Origin of the sequence: Vallitalea pronyensis, from assembly GCF_018141445.1 — a bacterium.
In the GTDB taxonomy this organism is placed as follows: domain Bacteria; phylum Bacillota; class Clostridia; order Lachnospirales; family Vallitaleaceae; genus Vallitalea; species Vallitalea pronyensis.
Genome location: NZ_CP058649.1, coordinates 1,070,148 through 1,087,375, shown reverse-complemented (window position 1 = coordinate 1,087,375; position 17,228 = coordinate 1,070,148). Strand labels below are relative to the sequence as shown.

Sequence of the window (17,228 nt, the reverse complement as noted above, 5' to 3'; positions counted from 1 at the left end):
TCTCCACTTTCTAATACTTTTCACATTCATTTATTAACCTGACGATTATTTCTTCATTCCAAATAACTCTTCTTTTAGGTCTAGATAATAGAGGTAATCTTCTTCTTTAACATTTGGAGGACACCGATGGTCACAGAAAGGAATATAGCCACCTTGTTCAACATATGGAATCAACGATAACATATATGACTTGATAGCTTCTTTCCCTTTACCTAGTTGCATTTTATCAAACCCTCCCATTATTCTGAGTTTGCCAGAATATTGATCTAATAGTTCACCTGGATGAGCACATCCATTAACTTCAAACGGGAAAAGACAATTGATGCCTCCTTCAAGGAAATATGGTAAAATCGGACGAACATCTCCATCACAATCTGTATACCATATATCAATACCATAATTCATTAACTTACGCTTTATTCTTTTGTACCTTGGCATCACAACATCACGAAAAAAATCCACTGATACGATAGGTCCGTTCTTATAACAAATATCTTCCCACCCTGAAGCAAAATCAAAATTAAAATGTGGAAGAATCTGATCAAGATAATCCTCAACAAGGAGACAACACGTTTCCACCATGTCTTCTACCATTTCTGGATAGTCATAGCAAGCGTATGCCAAGCCCTCAAATGTAAGCATATCTCTGATTTTACCTATCATAGAACCACAATAGACCCCTAATGGAAAATCTCGATTTTCAGGAATACTTTTTTTAAGTGTATGTATATCCACAATTCTATCAGGATCGTCACGGCGAAATCGTTCAGCTTTACATCTGGCCCAATCATCTGGTGTGACTATTGAAGATTTGATAAAATGAGGAATCGTATCATGTTGATCTATTGGAACTTCTGCCAATAAACCATCATGATTCATTATTATTTTGGTATCTTCTATTATTTCAATGACTTTTTCCTCATAAGGAGGATTCATCCAAACATTTCCACTTAGGGATAAAATCGGATCAAATCCCAAAAATTCATGGGCTTCATCATTATTATTAATGTTGTTGAGTCTGAACATGTCCCACAGTGTAAAATTCTCATCCCAATAACCGAATTCCATGTTGAAGCACCTATCGACTGGCTGGTAATGAATTTGCCGGTTAAATCGTTCTCGAGGAGACATTGAACCATTCCATGGTTCTTTCATTCTTTTATCTGACATCTTACACTCCTATTCACTGTCAACTTTTATATTTACTAAAACAACATTCTTTATGTCTAAGTCTTCACATGATGCTATAACCTTCAGCGTTCCAACTTCAACAGTACTTCGAACATAAGCAATTAATTTTCCATTATATGTCATTCTTTGTCTTGAGCTATAGGGTTCAAGATCAATTGGAGATCCATTTTCAATACCTATGATTTCACCAGGACCTTCCGTGGATAAGGTAATCCTTTTGTCGTGAACCCAAACGGGGAATCCATTGTCATCAACTAGTTCAACTTCAATATGTGCGATATCAAGTCCATTAGCCTTAAGAATATCCGTGTCTGAACATGTCTTTAGTTTGGCCGGATCACCTGCTGTCACAAGGCTTGCTTCACACACCTGACGGTCATTTCTATAACCTACAGCTCTAAGAACCCCTTTCTCATAGGGTACTTCCCATGTCATATCATACATATCGTCTGATTCTTCACATTGATCAAGATATCTTTCTCCTAATGTCTTTCCATTTAAATAAAGGACAACCTTGTCACAGTTTGTATAACACCTGATTTCAGTCATTTTCCCTGCACTAAAGTTCCAGTGAGGTGCATCATCAATGTCCCAAAGATTTGATTTTTGTCCCGAAAGATCACGAGCTGTTATATAGACCATTGGTTCATCCATCCACAGACTTTGTCTAAAGTAGTAGGACGTTTTGGGTCTACCAGTTAAATCCAATATGCCTGCCTGAGATATTCTGACTGGCCAGCCCTTCGCTTCACCTAGAAAATCGATTCCTGTCCATAGAAATTGTCCACAAATGTTATCATTATCTCTAACCACTCTCCATGCATGCAGGTGTTTGCCGTTTTCGCTTCCATAAATCACCCGATTTGTATAGAGTGCACGATCCTTATCATAAAGATGTTCTTTATAATTATATCCAACAATATCCAGTGCCTCTGCATACCCTGTGCTATTGGATAATTCCGGAAATGCTAGAGCTGCTGTAACGGGTCTTGATTCATCACATTCCTTAACGAAAGTTACTAATCGTTTTGCAATCACCGCCAATCTTTCAGCATTGGGTTTATTAGGATCATACAGCCTCTCTGCTGCAGGTTTATTTTTATCATTGTTACCAGTCATCTCTTTAAAACTTGGATGACAATAAGGATCGTTAGGGTAATCCACTTCATTACCTATACTCCAACTGAATATGGAAGGGTGATTTCGATCTCTAAGTACCATCTCCTTGATATCCCTTTCGTGCCATTCGGGAAAATCCTCATAATATCCATAATGTTTAGGAGGATATACATTGTGCCCTTGCCACCATTTATTCTTAACCCCTTCCCATTCATCAAAAGCTTCATCTATCACTAGAAATCCCATTTCATCACAGAGATCCAATAAATTAGATGCTGGAGGGTTATGACTCATACGTATGGCATTACAACCCACTTTCTTAAACGTCATAAGTCTTCTTCGCCACACATGTTGAGGCACAGCTGCTCCTAGACACCCAGCATCATGATGAATACACAATCCTTTCAATTTCATAGCTTTTCCATTTAGGAAAAAACCTTTTTGGGGATCGATAACGATGGATCGCACACCCGTTCTTGTCAATACCTGATCTGCCACTTTACCATTTATGATTAACTCGGTTTTCATTGTGTAAAGATAAGGCGTTTCCACAGACCACAAAGCAGGTTGCTTTACTCTTAATTTTTGTTTGATGTTTATCTCTTTACCTTTTGAAAGGCTCACTTCAGATTCACACCATTCTACAGGTTTCAGATGACAATCCAATAACGTATTTCGTAGAATCATCGTCCTATTTGACAATGAGTCATTGGTTATATCTGTTTGGACAGATACAATCCCTTCATCGTTATGAAGCTCTGTTGTTATATAAATTCCATGTCGATTTATATGACATTTTTCCTTAATCGTAAGATTGACATTACGGTAAATTCCTGAACCTGTGTACCATCTGGAATCAGCTATGTCCTTATGATCTACTTTTACAGAGATAACATTTTCGCCTTCTCCCCATTCTAAAAATGGTGTAAGGTCATATGAAAAAGCACTATAACCATAGGGTCTTTTCCCAAGGTAATAAGAATTGATCCATACTTGTGCGTTATTATAGACGCCATCAAACTCTATTAAAACAGTTTTCTCCTTGTCGCTTGCATCAAGTTTAAACGTTTTCCTATACCAGCCGACACCTCCTGGAAGATACCCTGTTCCAGAAGCATTCTTTTTATCAAATACCTCTTCAACTGACCAATCATGAGGTAATGTAACTGGTTTCCACTCTGAATCATCTATACCTTTATAGCCTGGGAAAGGAAGATCTCCATAATGGAAACGCCAATCCAAATTCATGTTCTCATTTTTTCTACTCATTTCATAATATCCCTTTCTAAACAAATGCCATTCTGCTCTTCAGTGACCTCTTAGTCCTTTAATCGGACTGATTTCTCTATTTCTAATCCTGCAGCATCGTTAATTTGATGAACTTCATTGTCCTTAGTTACTCGTTGCCTAGTCATTCATGTATATTAGTCAATTAAAACGCTTAATATTTACATGTTTTTTTAAGCAAAAGGAGAAACAACTAGTATAGCTGCCTCTCCTTTAGTACAACTAGAAGTTACTATGATCATTCATTTGCTTTTGAACTTCTTCTAGCACTTTATCAATACCTGCTTTTTTCAAGGCTTCTCTATATTCTTCAACTGCAGCTACAGGATCACCAGTTTTTCCATAAGTAATCGCAGGACCAAATACACTTGTTACATCAGAGATAGCTGCAAGTTCAGCTTCAACTGAAGTTCTGTCAAATATAAATCTTGAGTAAGGATCAGGTATTGCATAGCTATTGAAATCTTCCCAAAGATCGTAGATACCAGCAAATTCTGTATCTGTGGGTAATTCAAATTTATCTTCACGGCCTGCCCAGAAATCAGTGTAAAATTCATGTTCAGCATCCACATAACCTTCAGGTCGTTTCTTTACACCATCTTCAATGATATATTGAACACCTTCACGCCCAAAATTAAATAAACGGTAGAATTCTTCGTTTTGACGCATTATTTCATATGCCATAACGGCTCTTTCTGGATTCTGGCTATTTGCACCTACAGCCATTGCCCCATGAATAACAGGTGTTTGAACTAGATTCTTTTTCGTTGATGCAAATGGAAAGAATTGAATGTCTGAACCTGGTACTAAGTTATCCATTTCATATCTTAACGTTCTATATGTTTGCGTATGATGTTGATCCGCTCCTGATTGTCCAGCTTTAAACAATTCTCGTGTATCGCCTTTGAAGTTTAAAACATCTTCTCTCCAATAACCTGCATCACCCCATTCTTTCATCATTACAGCAAAGTCAACAAACTCATCAGAGAAGATTGGGCTATATACATTAAATAAATCATCTTTAGATTTAGCCCAAACAACTTTATGAAATCCTGTCGGAATCATCAATAAATTCATTGCTCCAAGTTCTGAGGTAACCCATCCATCAAACAACTCATATTGTGTTCCATTAACATCAAAGGGAATCACACCTTCTTTATTATCTTTAACAGCTTGTAAGTAGTCTCCTAAGCTCTTATAATCAGTTACTTCAATACCAAATTCTTTTGCCCAGTCACCTCTATAATACATCCCATGGTTAACATATTGTGTGTAATTATTCTCAGGGAAGAAGTATGTTGTACCATCTAGTTTACAATTTTCCCATTCATGATCTTGAATATCTGCACTTGTTAATGGTGCATATTGAATTAAATTATCTAATGGCATAAATGCTCCTTTTTCAGCATTCGCCCACATATCTAACCAGTCACCAGAAGTGATTAAGTCAATCGGTTCGCCTGATACCATTAATAGATTATATTTAGTTAACCAATCCGCCCATTCAACCCATTCAATTTTTAAGTGAGCGTTTATTTCCTCTTTAAGTATTTTGTTCCACTCTTCCATAGCTAGCTCAAGTTGTCCATTAGTTGGTACATTACCTAGTGCTAAATACGTTAGTTCTACAAACTCAAGTTCTTCTTTTGTATCTTGTGTACCTTCACTCTCTCCATTATCATTGCTCTCAGTATTAGAACTACTTGATGGGTTCTTTGATTCTTCCCCGCCATTAGTAGCTTTTTCACTACCACAACCAACCCCACTAACAACTAGTAACACAATCATTAATAATGCTAAAATTTTACTTTTCAATTTCATCATTTCTCCTCCTTAATATCTAATGTTACTTAGTAATTTATTATAAACGTTTTCCGTTTACAAACAAGTTTATCCTTTTACTGCGCCTATCGTTATACCTTTTATAAAATATTTTTGAACAAAAGGATAGAAAATAATTACTGGACCTGTTGCAATAACGCCAACAGCCATTTTTATAGTTTCATTAGGCATACTCTGCGGTGGAATGTTGGAATTTGCTGCTGAATTTTTTATGGATTCAGCTTGAGTTACAACATTATATAAATATAATTGTAATGGTCTATGTTCAATATTTGGTGATAAAAATAGCATCGCGTTATACCACTCATTCCAATACTGAAGAGCTAAAAACAAACCTATTGTAGCCAACGCCGGTTTTACAAGTGGTAATATTAAACGGGTATATATCTGGAAATCATTCGCTCCATCAATTTTCGCTGATTCTGTAATTGAATGGGGAATTGATTTCATAAAATTCCTCATAAGGATAATTAACCACGGACTCATTAGCCCAGGTAATAGTATTGACAAATAACTATCCTTTAACCCGAGATACTTTGTCATCAAAAGGTAATATGGCACTAAACCTCCAGAAAACAAAGTCGTAAAATATATGAAAAATGTAATCTTATTTCTCCATATAAAATCTTGTCTTTGAAGTGCATATCCAGCCATCGAAATTAGGAATAATCCAATGGATGTGCCTATAGCCGTTAGTAGTATGGTTACAACATACCCACCTATAATCTTATTTGGGTTCTCAAATATTACTTTATATGCTATGGTACTAAACTCTCGAGGCCACAGATTAAATCCTTGTGTTACAACCGATTTTTCAGAAGTGAACGATGAAGAAATCATTAAAATGAAGGGTAATAAACAAGTAACCGTAAAAATCGTTACAAATATATAACTAATGATAGCCATCAACTTCGTTCTTGGGTCTTTTTTTATTTGGTTTGATATATTCGCTTCCATTTATTCCTCCTTTTCTAGAACAATGCATAATCTGGTTCAATTTTCTTAACAATCCAGTTGGATATCATAATCAGAGCAAAGCCAAAGACTGATTGATAAAGACTTACAGCACTACCTAGTGAAAAATTGAAATTATTGATAAGTGCTCTAAACACGAACGTCTCAATAATGTCTGTTGTTTCGAATAACATTGAGTTACTTGCTCCTACCATATTATAGAAAAGTTGGAAGTTTCCTCTTAAGATTGAACCTATTGAAAATAGAAGGAGTATTACAAATGTAGGTTTTATACTAGGAAGTATAATGTATCTAATCTTTTGGAATACATTGGCCCCGTCAATCTTGGACGCTTCAATGATTTGTGGATCAATACCCATAATCGTTGCAAAATAGATAATGGACCCGTAACCCGTTGTCTTCCATATATGCGTTAAAACAATAATGAACGGCCAAGATTCAGGAGATGAATAAGCTTTAACTGGATCAAGTCCAACTGCTCTTAAAAAATTATTTAGTAAGCCAAACTCATAACTCAAAATATTATAGGCAAATAGGCCAACAAGTACAAAAGAAATGAAATGGGGTAAAAACATAATCGTTTGAGAAAACTTTTTAAATAGTTTATTAGATATTTCATTTAATAAGACTGCAACAGCTATCTGCAAAATACTTCCTATTAATATGAATGCCACATTGTACAGAATAGTATTCTTAGTTAGGTCCCATAATTTACCAGATATCATAAGAAACCTAAAATTCTCAAGTCCTACAAACTCACTGGCAAATATTCCTTTAGCATAATTGAATCGAATAAAAGCTATGTACAATCCTGGCATTGGAAGATATGCAAATACTAAGAAAAATAGAATTGCAGGTAAACACATAAGCAATAAAATTTTGTTCTTCTTAATCGTTTTTAAAAAGCTTTTCTTATTTATCGTCTGCACATCATGATGTGCTGATTTCATCCGTTTCATAACATTCTCCTTTTCTTTAATGTACATGTAGTATATCATCATTCTTTAACAGTTTTATTTAGAAATCATTAGATTCTTTTTCAAATATTTATATAATCAATAGTTGTTCATTTTCTACAAAAAAAGACTACTATTTATTGTAGTCTTCGTCATTACTTATTATCTTTTGAAATTCTTGATCTAAATAGAATACTGTTTCTGAAACATTACGTTCAGGATTATATATAAATCGAACAATTGTATCTTTAAAAATTTTCTCAAGTTCATCTGATTCAAATTCAGATTTATACGAACTAAAATCTACTTTTTTACCCTCTTCAATATATTTGAAATAACCATCAAATGCTGCCACGTCATTCTTTTCGATGGATCTGTTAACAGACAACGATTTATTAATCAATTGCGTTTGAATAGCAACATCATTACTTGAAAAATAGTTCAAAATGTCAACTAAACTTTCACTGTTCTTTGAATATGCATTTGCTATTAGTATTTTATCTGTCTTTATTGGTAAGTTATTTTTGGCAATATCATTACTCCAGGGGAACGGAAACATACCTAGTTCAACATCTTGATTATGGTTCATTATTTCCATTACCGCTTCAAAGCCACCAATAACCATTGCAGCTTGACCATAAGCTATATGTTCAGTAGCCTCTACCCAGTTCATATCAAACACATGATTATCATAATACTGCAATCTCTGGTCAAATCTTTCAAGGGCTTCTCTAAATCTAAAAAAATTGTCTTCCCATAAATAAAGATTCTTCTCAATACTAATTCGCCAATCCGTATTATTGATATAACCACTTTGACTTATATCTGCCTTTAAATCATTTAATACATATTTTGACTCTTTAAATCCACCAGTTATAGGCGTGAACCCCTTCTTCTTCAAGGTTTCACACACGATTATAAACTCATCTAACGTCTCAGGTATTTGAACACCGGATTTAAGAAATATATCCTTATTATAGAAAACAGCAAACCCTTGCCACTGTATAGGAACTGCCCAAACCTTATCCTTATAAGACACACTATTTAGTGCCGACCATTCAACATTGGTTCTCAAAAACGCTTCTTGAGTAATGTCAATGGCAAATCCCGTATCCACAAAATAGGTTACATCTTTAAGGTTATTAACAAAATATAAATCAGGTATATTGCCTGAAGCATAATATTTTTGTAGTATTGCCTTATAATTCTCTTCTGAAACAGATTCTACTCTAAACTTTATGTTTTTATGCAACGCTTCATATTGACTTAAGACTTTTTCTAACCATGATAAACTTGCTGGATCCTCATAAGGATATAAAATACGAATATATTCTATTTTTTCTATTTCATATGACTCTATTAAATCCGTATGTAATCCTGAACCCTGCCTTGAGCAACCACATACAATCAAAAAGATTACAAATATACCTATTATCCATCTTTTGCTAATCATTATAGCCTCTTTTCTTAAATGCTTTTGGACTATGTCCAGTCACCTCTTTGAAAACAGTGCAGAAGTAAGATGCATTTTTAAAACCCGTTTTTTGAGCAATCTCATAGGATTTATATCTACTTTCTAAAATTAGTCTTTTAGCCTCTCTAATCCTGACTTCCTTGATGTAATCTACTAAATTTTTTCCCGTTTGATGTTTATAAAGATGAGATAGATAACTAGCATTATAGCCGAAGCGCTCAGAAATACTCATAAGTGTCAAATCTTCATTGTAGTGTTTATTGATATAATTAATAATATCTTCTACATTTCTATTGTTAATCGTTTGATATTCATCTGATGTTCCATAAAGTTCTTCTAGTATACGCAATATTTTCGCTTCCACATCACTGAAATAATAGAACTGATAAAAGGTTCTAAACAAGTTATCCCGATCACCTATTACATTAACCAGCTTTACATTCAAACGCTTTGCTAGGTGATAAATGATAACCGCTAATTCAAAAATAACCTTTGCCAGACTATTCTCATCAATGGGATTATGCTTGATTCTATCAAATAGATGTTTAACTTCCATATTAAACAATTGCTTATTATCCATGATTTCATGATTATACATCTTACTGTCAATGAGCAAGGACGGATCCTCTACAGTCTCAGTTTCTTGTGTTTCATTACTAAAATAGTAAAAAGATTTCTTTCTATTAAATTGACATGCATTTTTTAGTTTTTCAATTTGTTTATATAGATCTGGTAGATTTCTTGTATCTCGCGTTACGCCACTTACGAGAAGACTAGCTTCTATATGCATTTTATCAAGGGTACAAACAATATTGTTAATTACTTCAATGAGGTATCTATAGTTATGATGTTCACTATAATTTCCAAGGATGTTGATAAGAAGTAATACCTTATTCTTATCAACACATGAGATGACCAATTGGATATCCTCATTATTATTAAGCTTCAGATGATCCCTCATTATTCTTATTTCACTATTCCTTATATAGGGTTGAATATAAATTAAGTACATACTCCCTAGCTTTTTAAAACCAGCAAAATCCTTTAAACCTATAGTCATTTCATCATGGTTTACCTGTCCAAGAAGAACCTTTCCGATAAAACTATCCATTTCTGAAGTAGATCCTTGCAAATATGATTGATGTATTTTTCTCTTAGAGTCATTAACTTCCTGAAGTACTTCCAATATTTTTACTCCCGTTAATTCATGTTTAAGTAAGTAATCATATGCTCCGTATTTCAAGGCATCCTTAACAAACTGAAAATCATCATAATTGCTCAATGCAATTATTCTAATACCTGGCTTTTCTTCAGTTACAATCTTTACAAGCTCAATTCCCGTCATTTCAGGCATACTCATATCCGTTATAATAATATCAACATGTATATCTTTTAGAATCTCTAATGCATGTATTCCATTACTCGCCTCAGCTATGATTATATAGCCATGACGTTCCCAATCAAGCATTTTTCTAAATGCCATTCGAAACATACGATTATCATCTACAATTAATATACTAGTCATTATGTCCCTCCTCAAGCGATCTTTTCAACGGGAGTATAAAGGTTGCTGTTGTACCAACACCAATTTCACTCTCATAATATAGGCCATATGTTTCTCCGAAATAGAACTTTAATCGTTCATTAACATTTTTAACACCAATGCTATTTAACCCAGAGTATCTTTGAGTAATGTCCGATGATAGAATTTCCTTCATTTTATTTTCAGTCATGCCTTTTCCATTATCATTAACTTTTATAATAAGATTCCTATCCTCTTTATATGCTTTTATAGTGATTTCATTGCCACCTTTTCTTAACTCCAATCCATGGAAAATGGCGTTTTCAATAATTGGCTGCAACATAAAGTTTAGGACATATACATCTTCTATATCCGGTTCGATCATATATTTTACCAATATATCTCCATCTAGAGAAGCTAACTGTATCGACATATAATTTCTAATATAATCAAGTTCTTTTTTTAACGTAATATAAATGCCTGTTTGCTTTATCGAAACTTTAAGTAGTTCAATTAATGCGGTGACAAGATTACTGATTTCTTCTTGGCCCTTACTTTCTGCCATCCACTTAATAGAACCCAAAGTATTATATAAAAAATGAGGATTAATCTGAGCTTTCAAAATATCTTGTTCAATTTTTCTTTTCTCTGATTCGGTTGTGTATAACTGATCTACAAGATTCTGAATTTGCCCCGCCATATAGTTGAATCGAAGGCTAACTTTACCAATTTCATCATAGGATACTGGTTTAATTCTTACAGAGAAATCTCCCATCTCAATTCTTTGCATGTTAGAATCAAGCAACGCAATATTCTTAGTTATACTTACTGAAATTGGAATAGCAATAAGTATGGTCAATACCATCGCTCCAATGCCTAATAAATATATAACCAATTGTATAAAAGTTATCCCTTTATCAAATCCAGTTTGAGGAATCATAATAAACACTTTCCAGTCTTTTTCCTGAAGTTCATTTTCTACAATCAAGTATCTGATTCCATTTAGTTTAATAAATAACTGATTGACTGCTTTAGGCAAATAATCACCTGAATCAACAAGTTTATAGTATAGACGGCGGGATATTAATTCTGTGCCAAAGAAAAGAAAATCATCTTTTCCTATAATAGCAATATTATCCGTGTTCACTAATAAATCCTTATTTGTTGCAACCTCTGTTAATGCTGCATTACTGAATGTAATGAGTATATTCCCTAACTTCATATTTATATTTTCCTCATCTATGATTGTTCTTGCCAAGTATATTTCATCACCATAGAGAGGAGATTCGTTCCAAGAGGAACTATTATCCTTAGGAATTTTATCTTTAATAAATAATTCATAGTGCAATTGAACATCCTCTTCATATTCACTGCCATAAGTTGAATCATCATGCCACCAATAATAATCATCATCCATAGAAACGATCATAATACTATCAACATATTTAGTGTCCATCATATAACCGTTAAGTATTGCATTAACTTTTTGCTCAACAAGCTTTTTCTCATAAAGTTCAATTCCATTAAGACTTTCGTAGAGAATTTCCTTGATTCCTGAAGACTGTGTTATCGTATACGCCAGCTCTTCTATTTCATTAACTCTATTATCGACATTCAATATTATTTGATTTGCAAGTTCTGACGTAAGATCAACAGAATAGTCTGTAAAAACTTTTTCTGATAACTTTGTAACAACAAAAATAATCAAACTTACAGAAGCTAACATAATAATAAAGAACACAAGTAAGAACTTTGTACGTATTTTCATATGTACAAAAGCAATTTTAATCCTGCTTATAGTGTTTGCATATACTTTTTTCATATTTTTTAGCATCAGCCTGCTCCTGAACTTTGTATAAGTATATTAGAATTATACACTAAAATAATGCAAATTTCTTTTTGAAAAGACCTCTTTCATTTAAAAATCTTTAGGTTTTTACGTTTTCTTTGTGTTAACATGAATACATATGATGATAGAGAGCTTACTTACCACAATTTTTTATTTTCCAATATGGCCAGTGCTCCATAGCATGTACCATAGCTTGGTTCACTGAAAAATTGGCAGTCTAGGTGAAAGAGATCCGCATATCGTGTAAGCATCTGTTTCATGAGTTGGTTTTCCATAACACCACCACTTAGGATAATCGGATGGACATCATTACCTGCTACAATACCAGCTAGAATAGATATTATCACATCTGTTACAAGGCTGTGAATGCCAAGAGCTACGTCTTGGGATTTGCCTGTTTCTTTTCCGAAATTGGATACGGTGATATCTTTTTGCAACCATCCTAGCCCATCTTGGTAAATGTCTTCTATGAGAATATTGACACGTTTTAAATCCCCTTGAAGGGCAAGTGCTTCTATATCTGCCGGTTCAGATATACCTAATAAACGCTTACCTAAGCCTGTAAAGGTACCACCGCCGATGCCTGTACCTGTGATGTGTTGATAAGCGCCATTTTTGTATTGAATAAAAGAAGTGCCTGTACCTACATTAACGACAATGGCTTCTTGTAGGTTCATATGTTGAACCATATAGGCTGTACATTCTAATTCATTTAAGTAGATGTAGTCTTTGGATTCTCTTATCCGCCTAGCTCCTGACCCTGTTATGGCAATACAATCAAAAGGGTGTTTGCTGCAAAGTTTTTTAATGATTGTATTGGGATTATGATTGCTATAGGTTTCTTTATGGACTTCACCATCTATTTTATACACTGTTTTTAATCGGGTTGTTCCTATGTCAAAAGTTATGATGTTTCTATTCATAGCTACCTCTCTTTTTCTTTTGTTTGCTCGTATCATTAACATGTTTATTGAAAACCTTTTATTATGTGTAATGCATCTTTACCTATCTATAGGCATGTCTTCATATGTCTAATTATTACCTGCATTACATTATATCATAAGTTCAGAGGGCTTTATAGCCCAATCATACTTACAGCAAAAGAGCTTAAGACTCGCTGTACAAAGGGGATTTGTTCGTTAGGAAAGTATCCTTTGCATATGAAAACACTTCTATGTTTATATACTAAATACAGAAAACTCTCTTATACGAATAAAAAGGCACTTGGTAAGCTAGTTAGCTTAACATGTGCCTTTACTTGCAATATGCTTATTTATATTCAGCATCATCATCTAATCTATTCATACGTTTCCTTAATCGTATCATGGAATTATACTCATGCTTTTTGTAACTTATTTTTAGTTCTTTTGACAAAGAAAATATGATAATGATTAACAAGACAGCAAATGGTAATCCTGTAATGAGAACCGCCGTCTGCAATGTTTTAAGTGCTGTGGCACCTCCGAGAAGAAGCACGGATAAGGCAATGAGCCCTTCCATAACTGCCCAAAATACCCTTTGGACCTTTGGTGAGTCTTTTTTACCACCGCTTGTTAAGTTATCAACCACTAAGGAACCGGAATCACTACTTGTCACAAAAAACAGCACAATAGCTACAATGGCTACACATGATAACAACGTTTTTAAAGCAGGTGAACTGACAAGATATTGAATCATTTCAAAAATAGATGTAGCGATATTCGTATCAATAGCCTTCGTAATAACCCCGTCATACATGCCATTGGCATAGACGCCTGCTGCTCCTAAGATGGTCATAACAAATGTAATGATGATCGTTGGTATAATGACTGTTCCAATAGCAATCTCACGGATGGTTCTGCCTTTTGAAATCCGAGCAATAAATGTGCCAACAAAAGGTGTCCATGAAATCCACCATGCCCAATAAAAGACCGTCCATGACCCTTGCCAACTAATGGTTTCTGCATCAATACCTACAAATAGCCCAATGTTAAAGAAATCTTTGAGGTAAAGCCCAAAACTTGAGAAAAAAGTAGATATAATATATACTGTAGGTCCAAGTAACAGTACTGCTAACAGAAATACACCGCTAATTATGGTATTTGCTTGACTCAAGAACTTGATACCTCTTGAAATACCACTCACAACAGATAAAGTAGCAATGAACGTAATGATACAAATTAAGATGACTTGTACCGTCGAGTTAACAGAAACACCAAATACATAATTAAGTCCCGAATTAATCTGTTGTGCACCAAGACCTAAGGAAGTAGCTAATCCAAATAATACAGATAATACACCTACGGTATCGATGATATCGCCCCAAATTGTAAATATCTTATCTTTAATCAATGGGTAAAAGAGGCTTCTAAGAGAAAATGGAAGACCCTTGTTATAAGAAAAGTATCCCAGCCCTATTGCTACCAATCCATATACTGCCCACGCATGTGCTCCCCAATGCATATACATGATTTTAAAATTATCAAAAGATGACCCTGTATTAAGACCTTCTGGTATATTAAGATGATAGATGGGTTCCGCTACCCCATAAAAGAAAATACCAATACCGATACCTGCACTAAACAGCATGGCATACCAAGAGAAATTACTGTACTCTGCTTTTGCCTTAAACCCTCCTAGGCGTATCTTTCCAAATTTAGATAACCCAACAATGAGTAAAAAGATAAACGATGCATTAATGGTCAATACGAATAACCAGTTAAAATTAGCATTAATCCAAGTATTAATACTACGAAATACTTCTGCTGATTGCTCAGGCATGAGAATGGTAAATCCTATGAAGGCTAATACCAACGTTGCCGATACAAGGGATACAAATACATTCATATCAAATCCATAATGCTTAAAATTTCTCTCATGTAGTTTCTTCTTTAATTGTTCAGTTTCCATGTGTTCCTCCTATTGATTGCTTTTCATTAGTTGCATGGAATACCTCCCAGTTAATTCTTTACCTACAATATGCACCCCCATTTACTGAATAGGTATATTGTAACAAAGAATCAACTGACGCATGCATGGTATTCAGATTACATTAGGACTCACTTTTAAGCACATAAGAAAGGCGTATTTCTTATGAGATATCAGCAAGATAATACGGCACCATATTAACTTATGAATTTCATAGACATAAAAAAACACCCTAGCTCTTATAAAGTATAAGAGTTAGAGTGCTTATGTTTCGCATAATCGTATACTCACATTACACCACTTATTCATAAGTAGTATAGTTTATTGCCTACCCATAAAAGGTAGACCCTAAACAAGCCCCAGTTCCTAATTACATAATTTTCAAAAATGCTTTCTCTTCTATGATAAATTCGAATACATCCTGCACTTTAGCATAACGCATCTTGTCTATCGGATACTCATATTTTCTACTTCTACTTTGGTAGTATAACACAAAAACTTATATTTGTAAAAAAACGGACTTCTTATGTGTTGTTAACTTGTGATAATGTCACCTTAAGATTAATTTTAGAAAATGTCACCTTTGAACACACTCTAATTATGAAAACAGGAATGATTACATTGTCACAAAAACAATTGAAAACCTATAAAGTCATAAATAGCTTTATTGACAAATCCATTACAAGACAGCAAGCTGCTGAGCTTTTGAATCTTTCTACACGCCAGATCTCACGCTTAAAGAAAGGAATAATTGATACTGGTGCTGAATCTCTGATTCATAAAAATACAGGTAGAAAGCCTCCTCATGCTTTTTCAGATGAAAAGAAGGAAATGATTGTTGGAATCCACTCTTCACAAGAATTCCAATCAGTCAATTTCCTTCACTTTAAAGATATACTAGCAGAAAAGTACAAGCTCCACATCTCATACTCTTCTCTTTCTAGTATACTCAAAAATGCAGGCATTCAAAGCCCTAAACGAAAAAAAGTTTCTCCACGTACCCATAGACGCAAACGTAAAGCTCATCCCGGAGAACTTATTCAGATCGATGCTACACCTTATGAATGGTTTGGGGACAATAAAAAATATGCTTTACATGGAGCAATCGATGATGCTACCGGACAAATCGTTGGGTTATATATGACGCAAAATGAATGCCTCTATGGCTACCTTGAAATGATGCGCCAGTGTTGTTTGGCTTTTGGTGTTCCTCAAACCATCTATTCCGATAACCATACCATCTTTCGTTCACCAAAGACTGGAAAGCTTACTGTAGAAGAGCTAATAGCTGGTAAATCCGTTAATCTAACACAGTTCGGACGCTCTATGCACGAGCTTGGTATCGATATGATTTATGCCAAAACACCTCAAGCTAAGGGACGTGTGGAACGCTTGTGGGTAACTCTACAAAGCCGTTTACCCGTTGAGCTTGCAATGCGAAACATTACTACTGTTGAAGCTGCTAATGAATTTTTAAACCATGAGTATAAGGCTATCTTTAATTCTAAGTTCAAAGTAACATCTGAAGCTCATTCGCTCTTTATACCTCTTAAAGATTCTATTGATATCGATACTGTACTATGTGTTAAACATACACGTAAAACAGATAATGCAGGGGTATTTTCCTTTAAAGGCAGATGTTTTCAAATCTTGAATGAAGGATACCCTATTGTTTCAGCTAAAAAAAATATCAAAGTCCTTATCAATCCTCGATATGGCATTAAAGTACAGTGTAAAAACAAGATATTTGATACTATACGCTACTTAAAACCAGCAAGAAAAGATGCCTCAAAAGCGATTAGCAAAAAAGCGATTAAAAATGTTAAACCCCACCTTATTCATAGTTCAGAGGCATGGAAAAAAATATGGTGGGCTGAAGATTTCAATCAATCACTCAAGTTTCTTTATGAAGTCTTCTTCCAAAAACAACAATCTGCAATATAAATACCTTAGGGGTGTACACAGGGTGCAGAGTCCACAAGAGTCAATAGAATCATGGAATAAATGTGCTCCATAAAAAAGGGACATTTTGTCACGATAATAACTACTTTAAAAAGGGACATTTTCAAAAGTTATTGACAAAAACGGACTTCTTATGATACCCAT

General features: G+C 34.4%; 11 protein-coding genes. 1 reads left to right on the top strand and 10 read right to left on the bottom strand.

The window, feature by feature from the left end:
* Positions 1–45 precede the first annotated feature (45 nt).
* From HZI73_RS04530 to HZI73_RS04485, 10 genes are all read right to left on the bottom strand, one after another.
* A complete protein-coding gene (locus HZI73_RS04530) occupies positions 46–1,170 on the bottom strand; it encodes a uroporphyrinogen decarboxylase family protein (RefSeq protein ID WP_212697073.1) in 1,125 nt (374 codons plus the stop codon).
* Positions 1,171–1,179: 9 nt separating this feature from the next.
* The gene (locus HZI73_RS04525; RefSeq protein ID WP_212697072.1) at positions 1,180–3,579 is read right to left on the bottom strand and encodes a glycoside hydrolase family 2 TIM barrel-domain containing protein; all 2,400 of its coding nucleotides are present in this window, start codon (positions 3,577–3,579) and stop codon (positions 1,180–1,182) included.
* 240 nt (positions 3,580–3,819) lie between these two features.
* Positions 3,820–5,421: an ABC transporter substrate-binding protein gene (locus tag HZI73_RS04520; protein WP_212697071.1), complete on the bottom strand. Its 1,602-nt coding sequence runs from the start codon at positions 5,419–5,421 to the stop codon at positions 3,820–3,822.
* 66 nt (positions 5,422–5,487) lie between these two features.
* On the bottom strand, positions 5,488–6,396 hold the full coding sequence (locus tag HZI73_RS04515) for a carbohydrate ABC transporter permease (protein ID WP_212697070.1): 909 nt from the start codon (positions 6,394–6,396) through the stop codon (positions 5,488–5,490).
* Positions 6,397–6,410: 14 nt separating this feature from the next.
* On the bottom strand, positions 6,411–7,373 hold the full coding sequence (locus HZI73_RS04510) for an ABC transporter permease (RefSeq protein WP_212697069.1): 963 nt from the start codon (positions 7,371–7,373) through the stop codon (positions 6,411–6,413).
* Positions 7,374–7,503: 130 nt separating this feature from the next.
* The gene (locus HZI73_RS04505) at positions 7,504–8,823 is read right to left on the bottom strand and encodes an ABC transporter substrate-binding protein (protein WP_212697068.1); all 1,320 of its coding nucleotides are present in this window, start codon (positions 8,821–8,823) and stop codon (positions 7,504–7,506) included.
* Positions 8,816–10,369, bottom strand: a complete 1,554-nt coding sequence (locus HZI73_RS04500; protein ID WP_212697067.1) for a response regulator transcription factor — start codon at positions 10,367–10,369, stop codon at positions 8,816–8,818. The genes HZI73_RS04505 and HZI73_RS04500 overlap by 8 nt, the downstream gene beginning before the upstream one ends.
* A complete protein-coding gene (locus HZI73_RS04495; protein WP_212697066.1) occupies positions 10,362–12,200 on the bottom strand; it encodes a sensor histidine kinase in 1,839 nt (612 codons plus the stop codon). Before HZI73_RS04495 ends, HZI73_RS04500 begins: the two co-directional genes overlap by 8 nt.
* 152 nt (positions 12,201–12,352) lie before the next feature.
* Positions 12,353–13,138 carry an acetate and sugar kinases/Hsc70/actin family protein gene (locus tag HZI73_RS04490; protein ID WP_212697065.1) on the bottom strand — a complete coding sequence of 262 codons (786 nt, stop codon included), beginning with the start codon at positions 13,136–13,138 and terminating at the stop codon, positions 12,353–12,355.
* A gap of 346 nt (positions 13,139–13,484) precedes the next feature.
* Positions 13,485–15,104 carry a BCCT family transporter gene (locus HZI73_RS04485; protein WP_212697064.1) on the bottom strand — a complete coding sequence of 540 codons (1,620 nt, stop codon included), beginning with the start codon at positions 15,102–15,104 and terminating at the stop codon, positions 13,485–13,487.
* 618 nt (positions 15,105–15,722) lie between these two features.
* On the opposite strand from HZI73_RS04485, the gene HZI73_RS04480 reads away from it, so the two are divergent.
* Positions 15,723–17,066, top strand: coding sequence for an ISNCY family transposase (locus tag HZI73_RS04480; RefSeq protein ID WP_212696171.1), 1,344 nt, complete (start codon positions 15,723–15,725; stop codon positions 17,064–17,066).
* Positions 17,067–17,228 lie beyond the last annotated feature (162 nt).

Bases quoted from the DNA above. Each gene is read 5' to 3' on its own strand.
- HZI73_RS04515 (WP_212697070.1), bottom strand. From the start codon at position 6,396: ATGGAAGCGAATATATCAAACCAAATAAAAAAAGACCCAAGAACGAAG.
- HZI73_RS04525 (WP_212697072.1), bottom strand. From the start codon at position 3,579: ATGAGTAGAAAAAATGAGAACATGAATTTGGATTGGCGTTTCCATTAT.
- HZI73_RS04485 (WP_212697064.1), bottom strand. From the start codon at position 15,104: ATGGAAACTGAACAATTAAAGAAGAAACTACATGAGAGAAATTTTAAG.
- HZI73_RS04490 (WP_212697065.1), bottom strand. From the start codon at position 13,138: ATGAATAGAAACATCATAACTTTTGACATAGGAACAACCCGATTAAAA.
- HZI73_RS04480 (WP_212696171.1), top strand. From the start codon at position 15,723: ATGAAAACAGGAATGATTACATTGTCACAAAAACAATTGAAAACCTAT.
- HZI73_RS04520 (WP_212697071.1), bottom strand. From the start codon at position 5,421: ATGATGAAATTGAAAAGTAAAATTTTAGCATTATTAATGATTGTGTTA.
- HZI73_RS04500 (WP_212697067.1), bottom strand. From the start codon at position 10,369: ATGACTAGTATATTAATTGTAGATGATAATCGTATGTTTCGAATGGCA.
- HZI73_RS04530 (WP_212697073.1), bottom strand. From the start codon at position 1,170: ATGTCAGATAAAAGAATGAAAGAACCATGGAATGGTTCAATGTCTCCT.
- HZI73_RS04495 (WP_212697066.1), bottom strand. From the start codon at position 12,200: ATGCTAAAAAATATGAAAAAAGTATATGCAAACACTATAAGCAGGATT.
- HZI73_RS04510 (WP_212697069.1), bottom strand. From the start codon at position 7,373: ATGAAACGGATGAAATCAGCACATCATGATGTGCAGACGATAAATAAG.
- HZI73_RS04505 (WP_212697068.1), bottom strand. From the start codon at position 8,823: ATGATTAGCAAAAGATGGATAATAGGTATATTTGTAATCTTTTTGATT.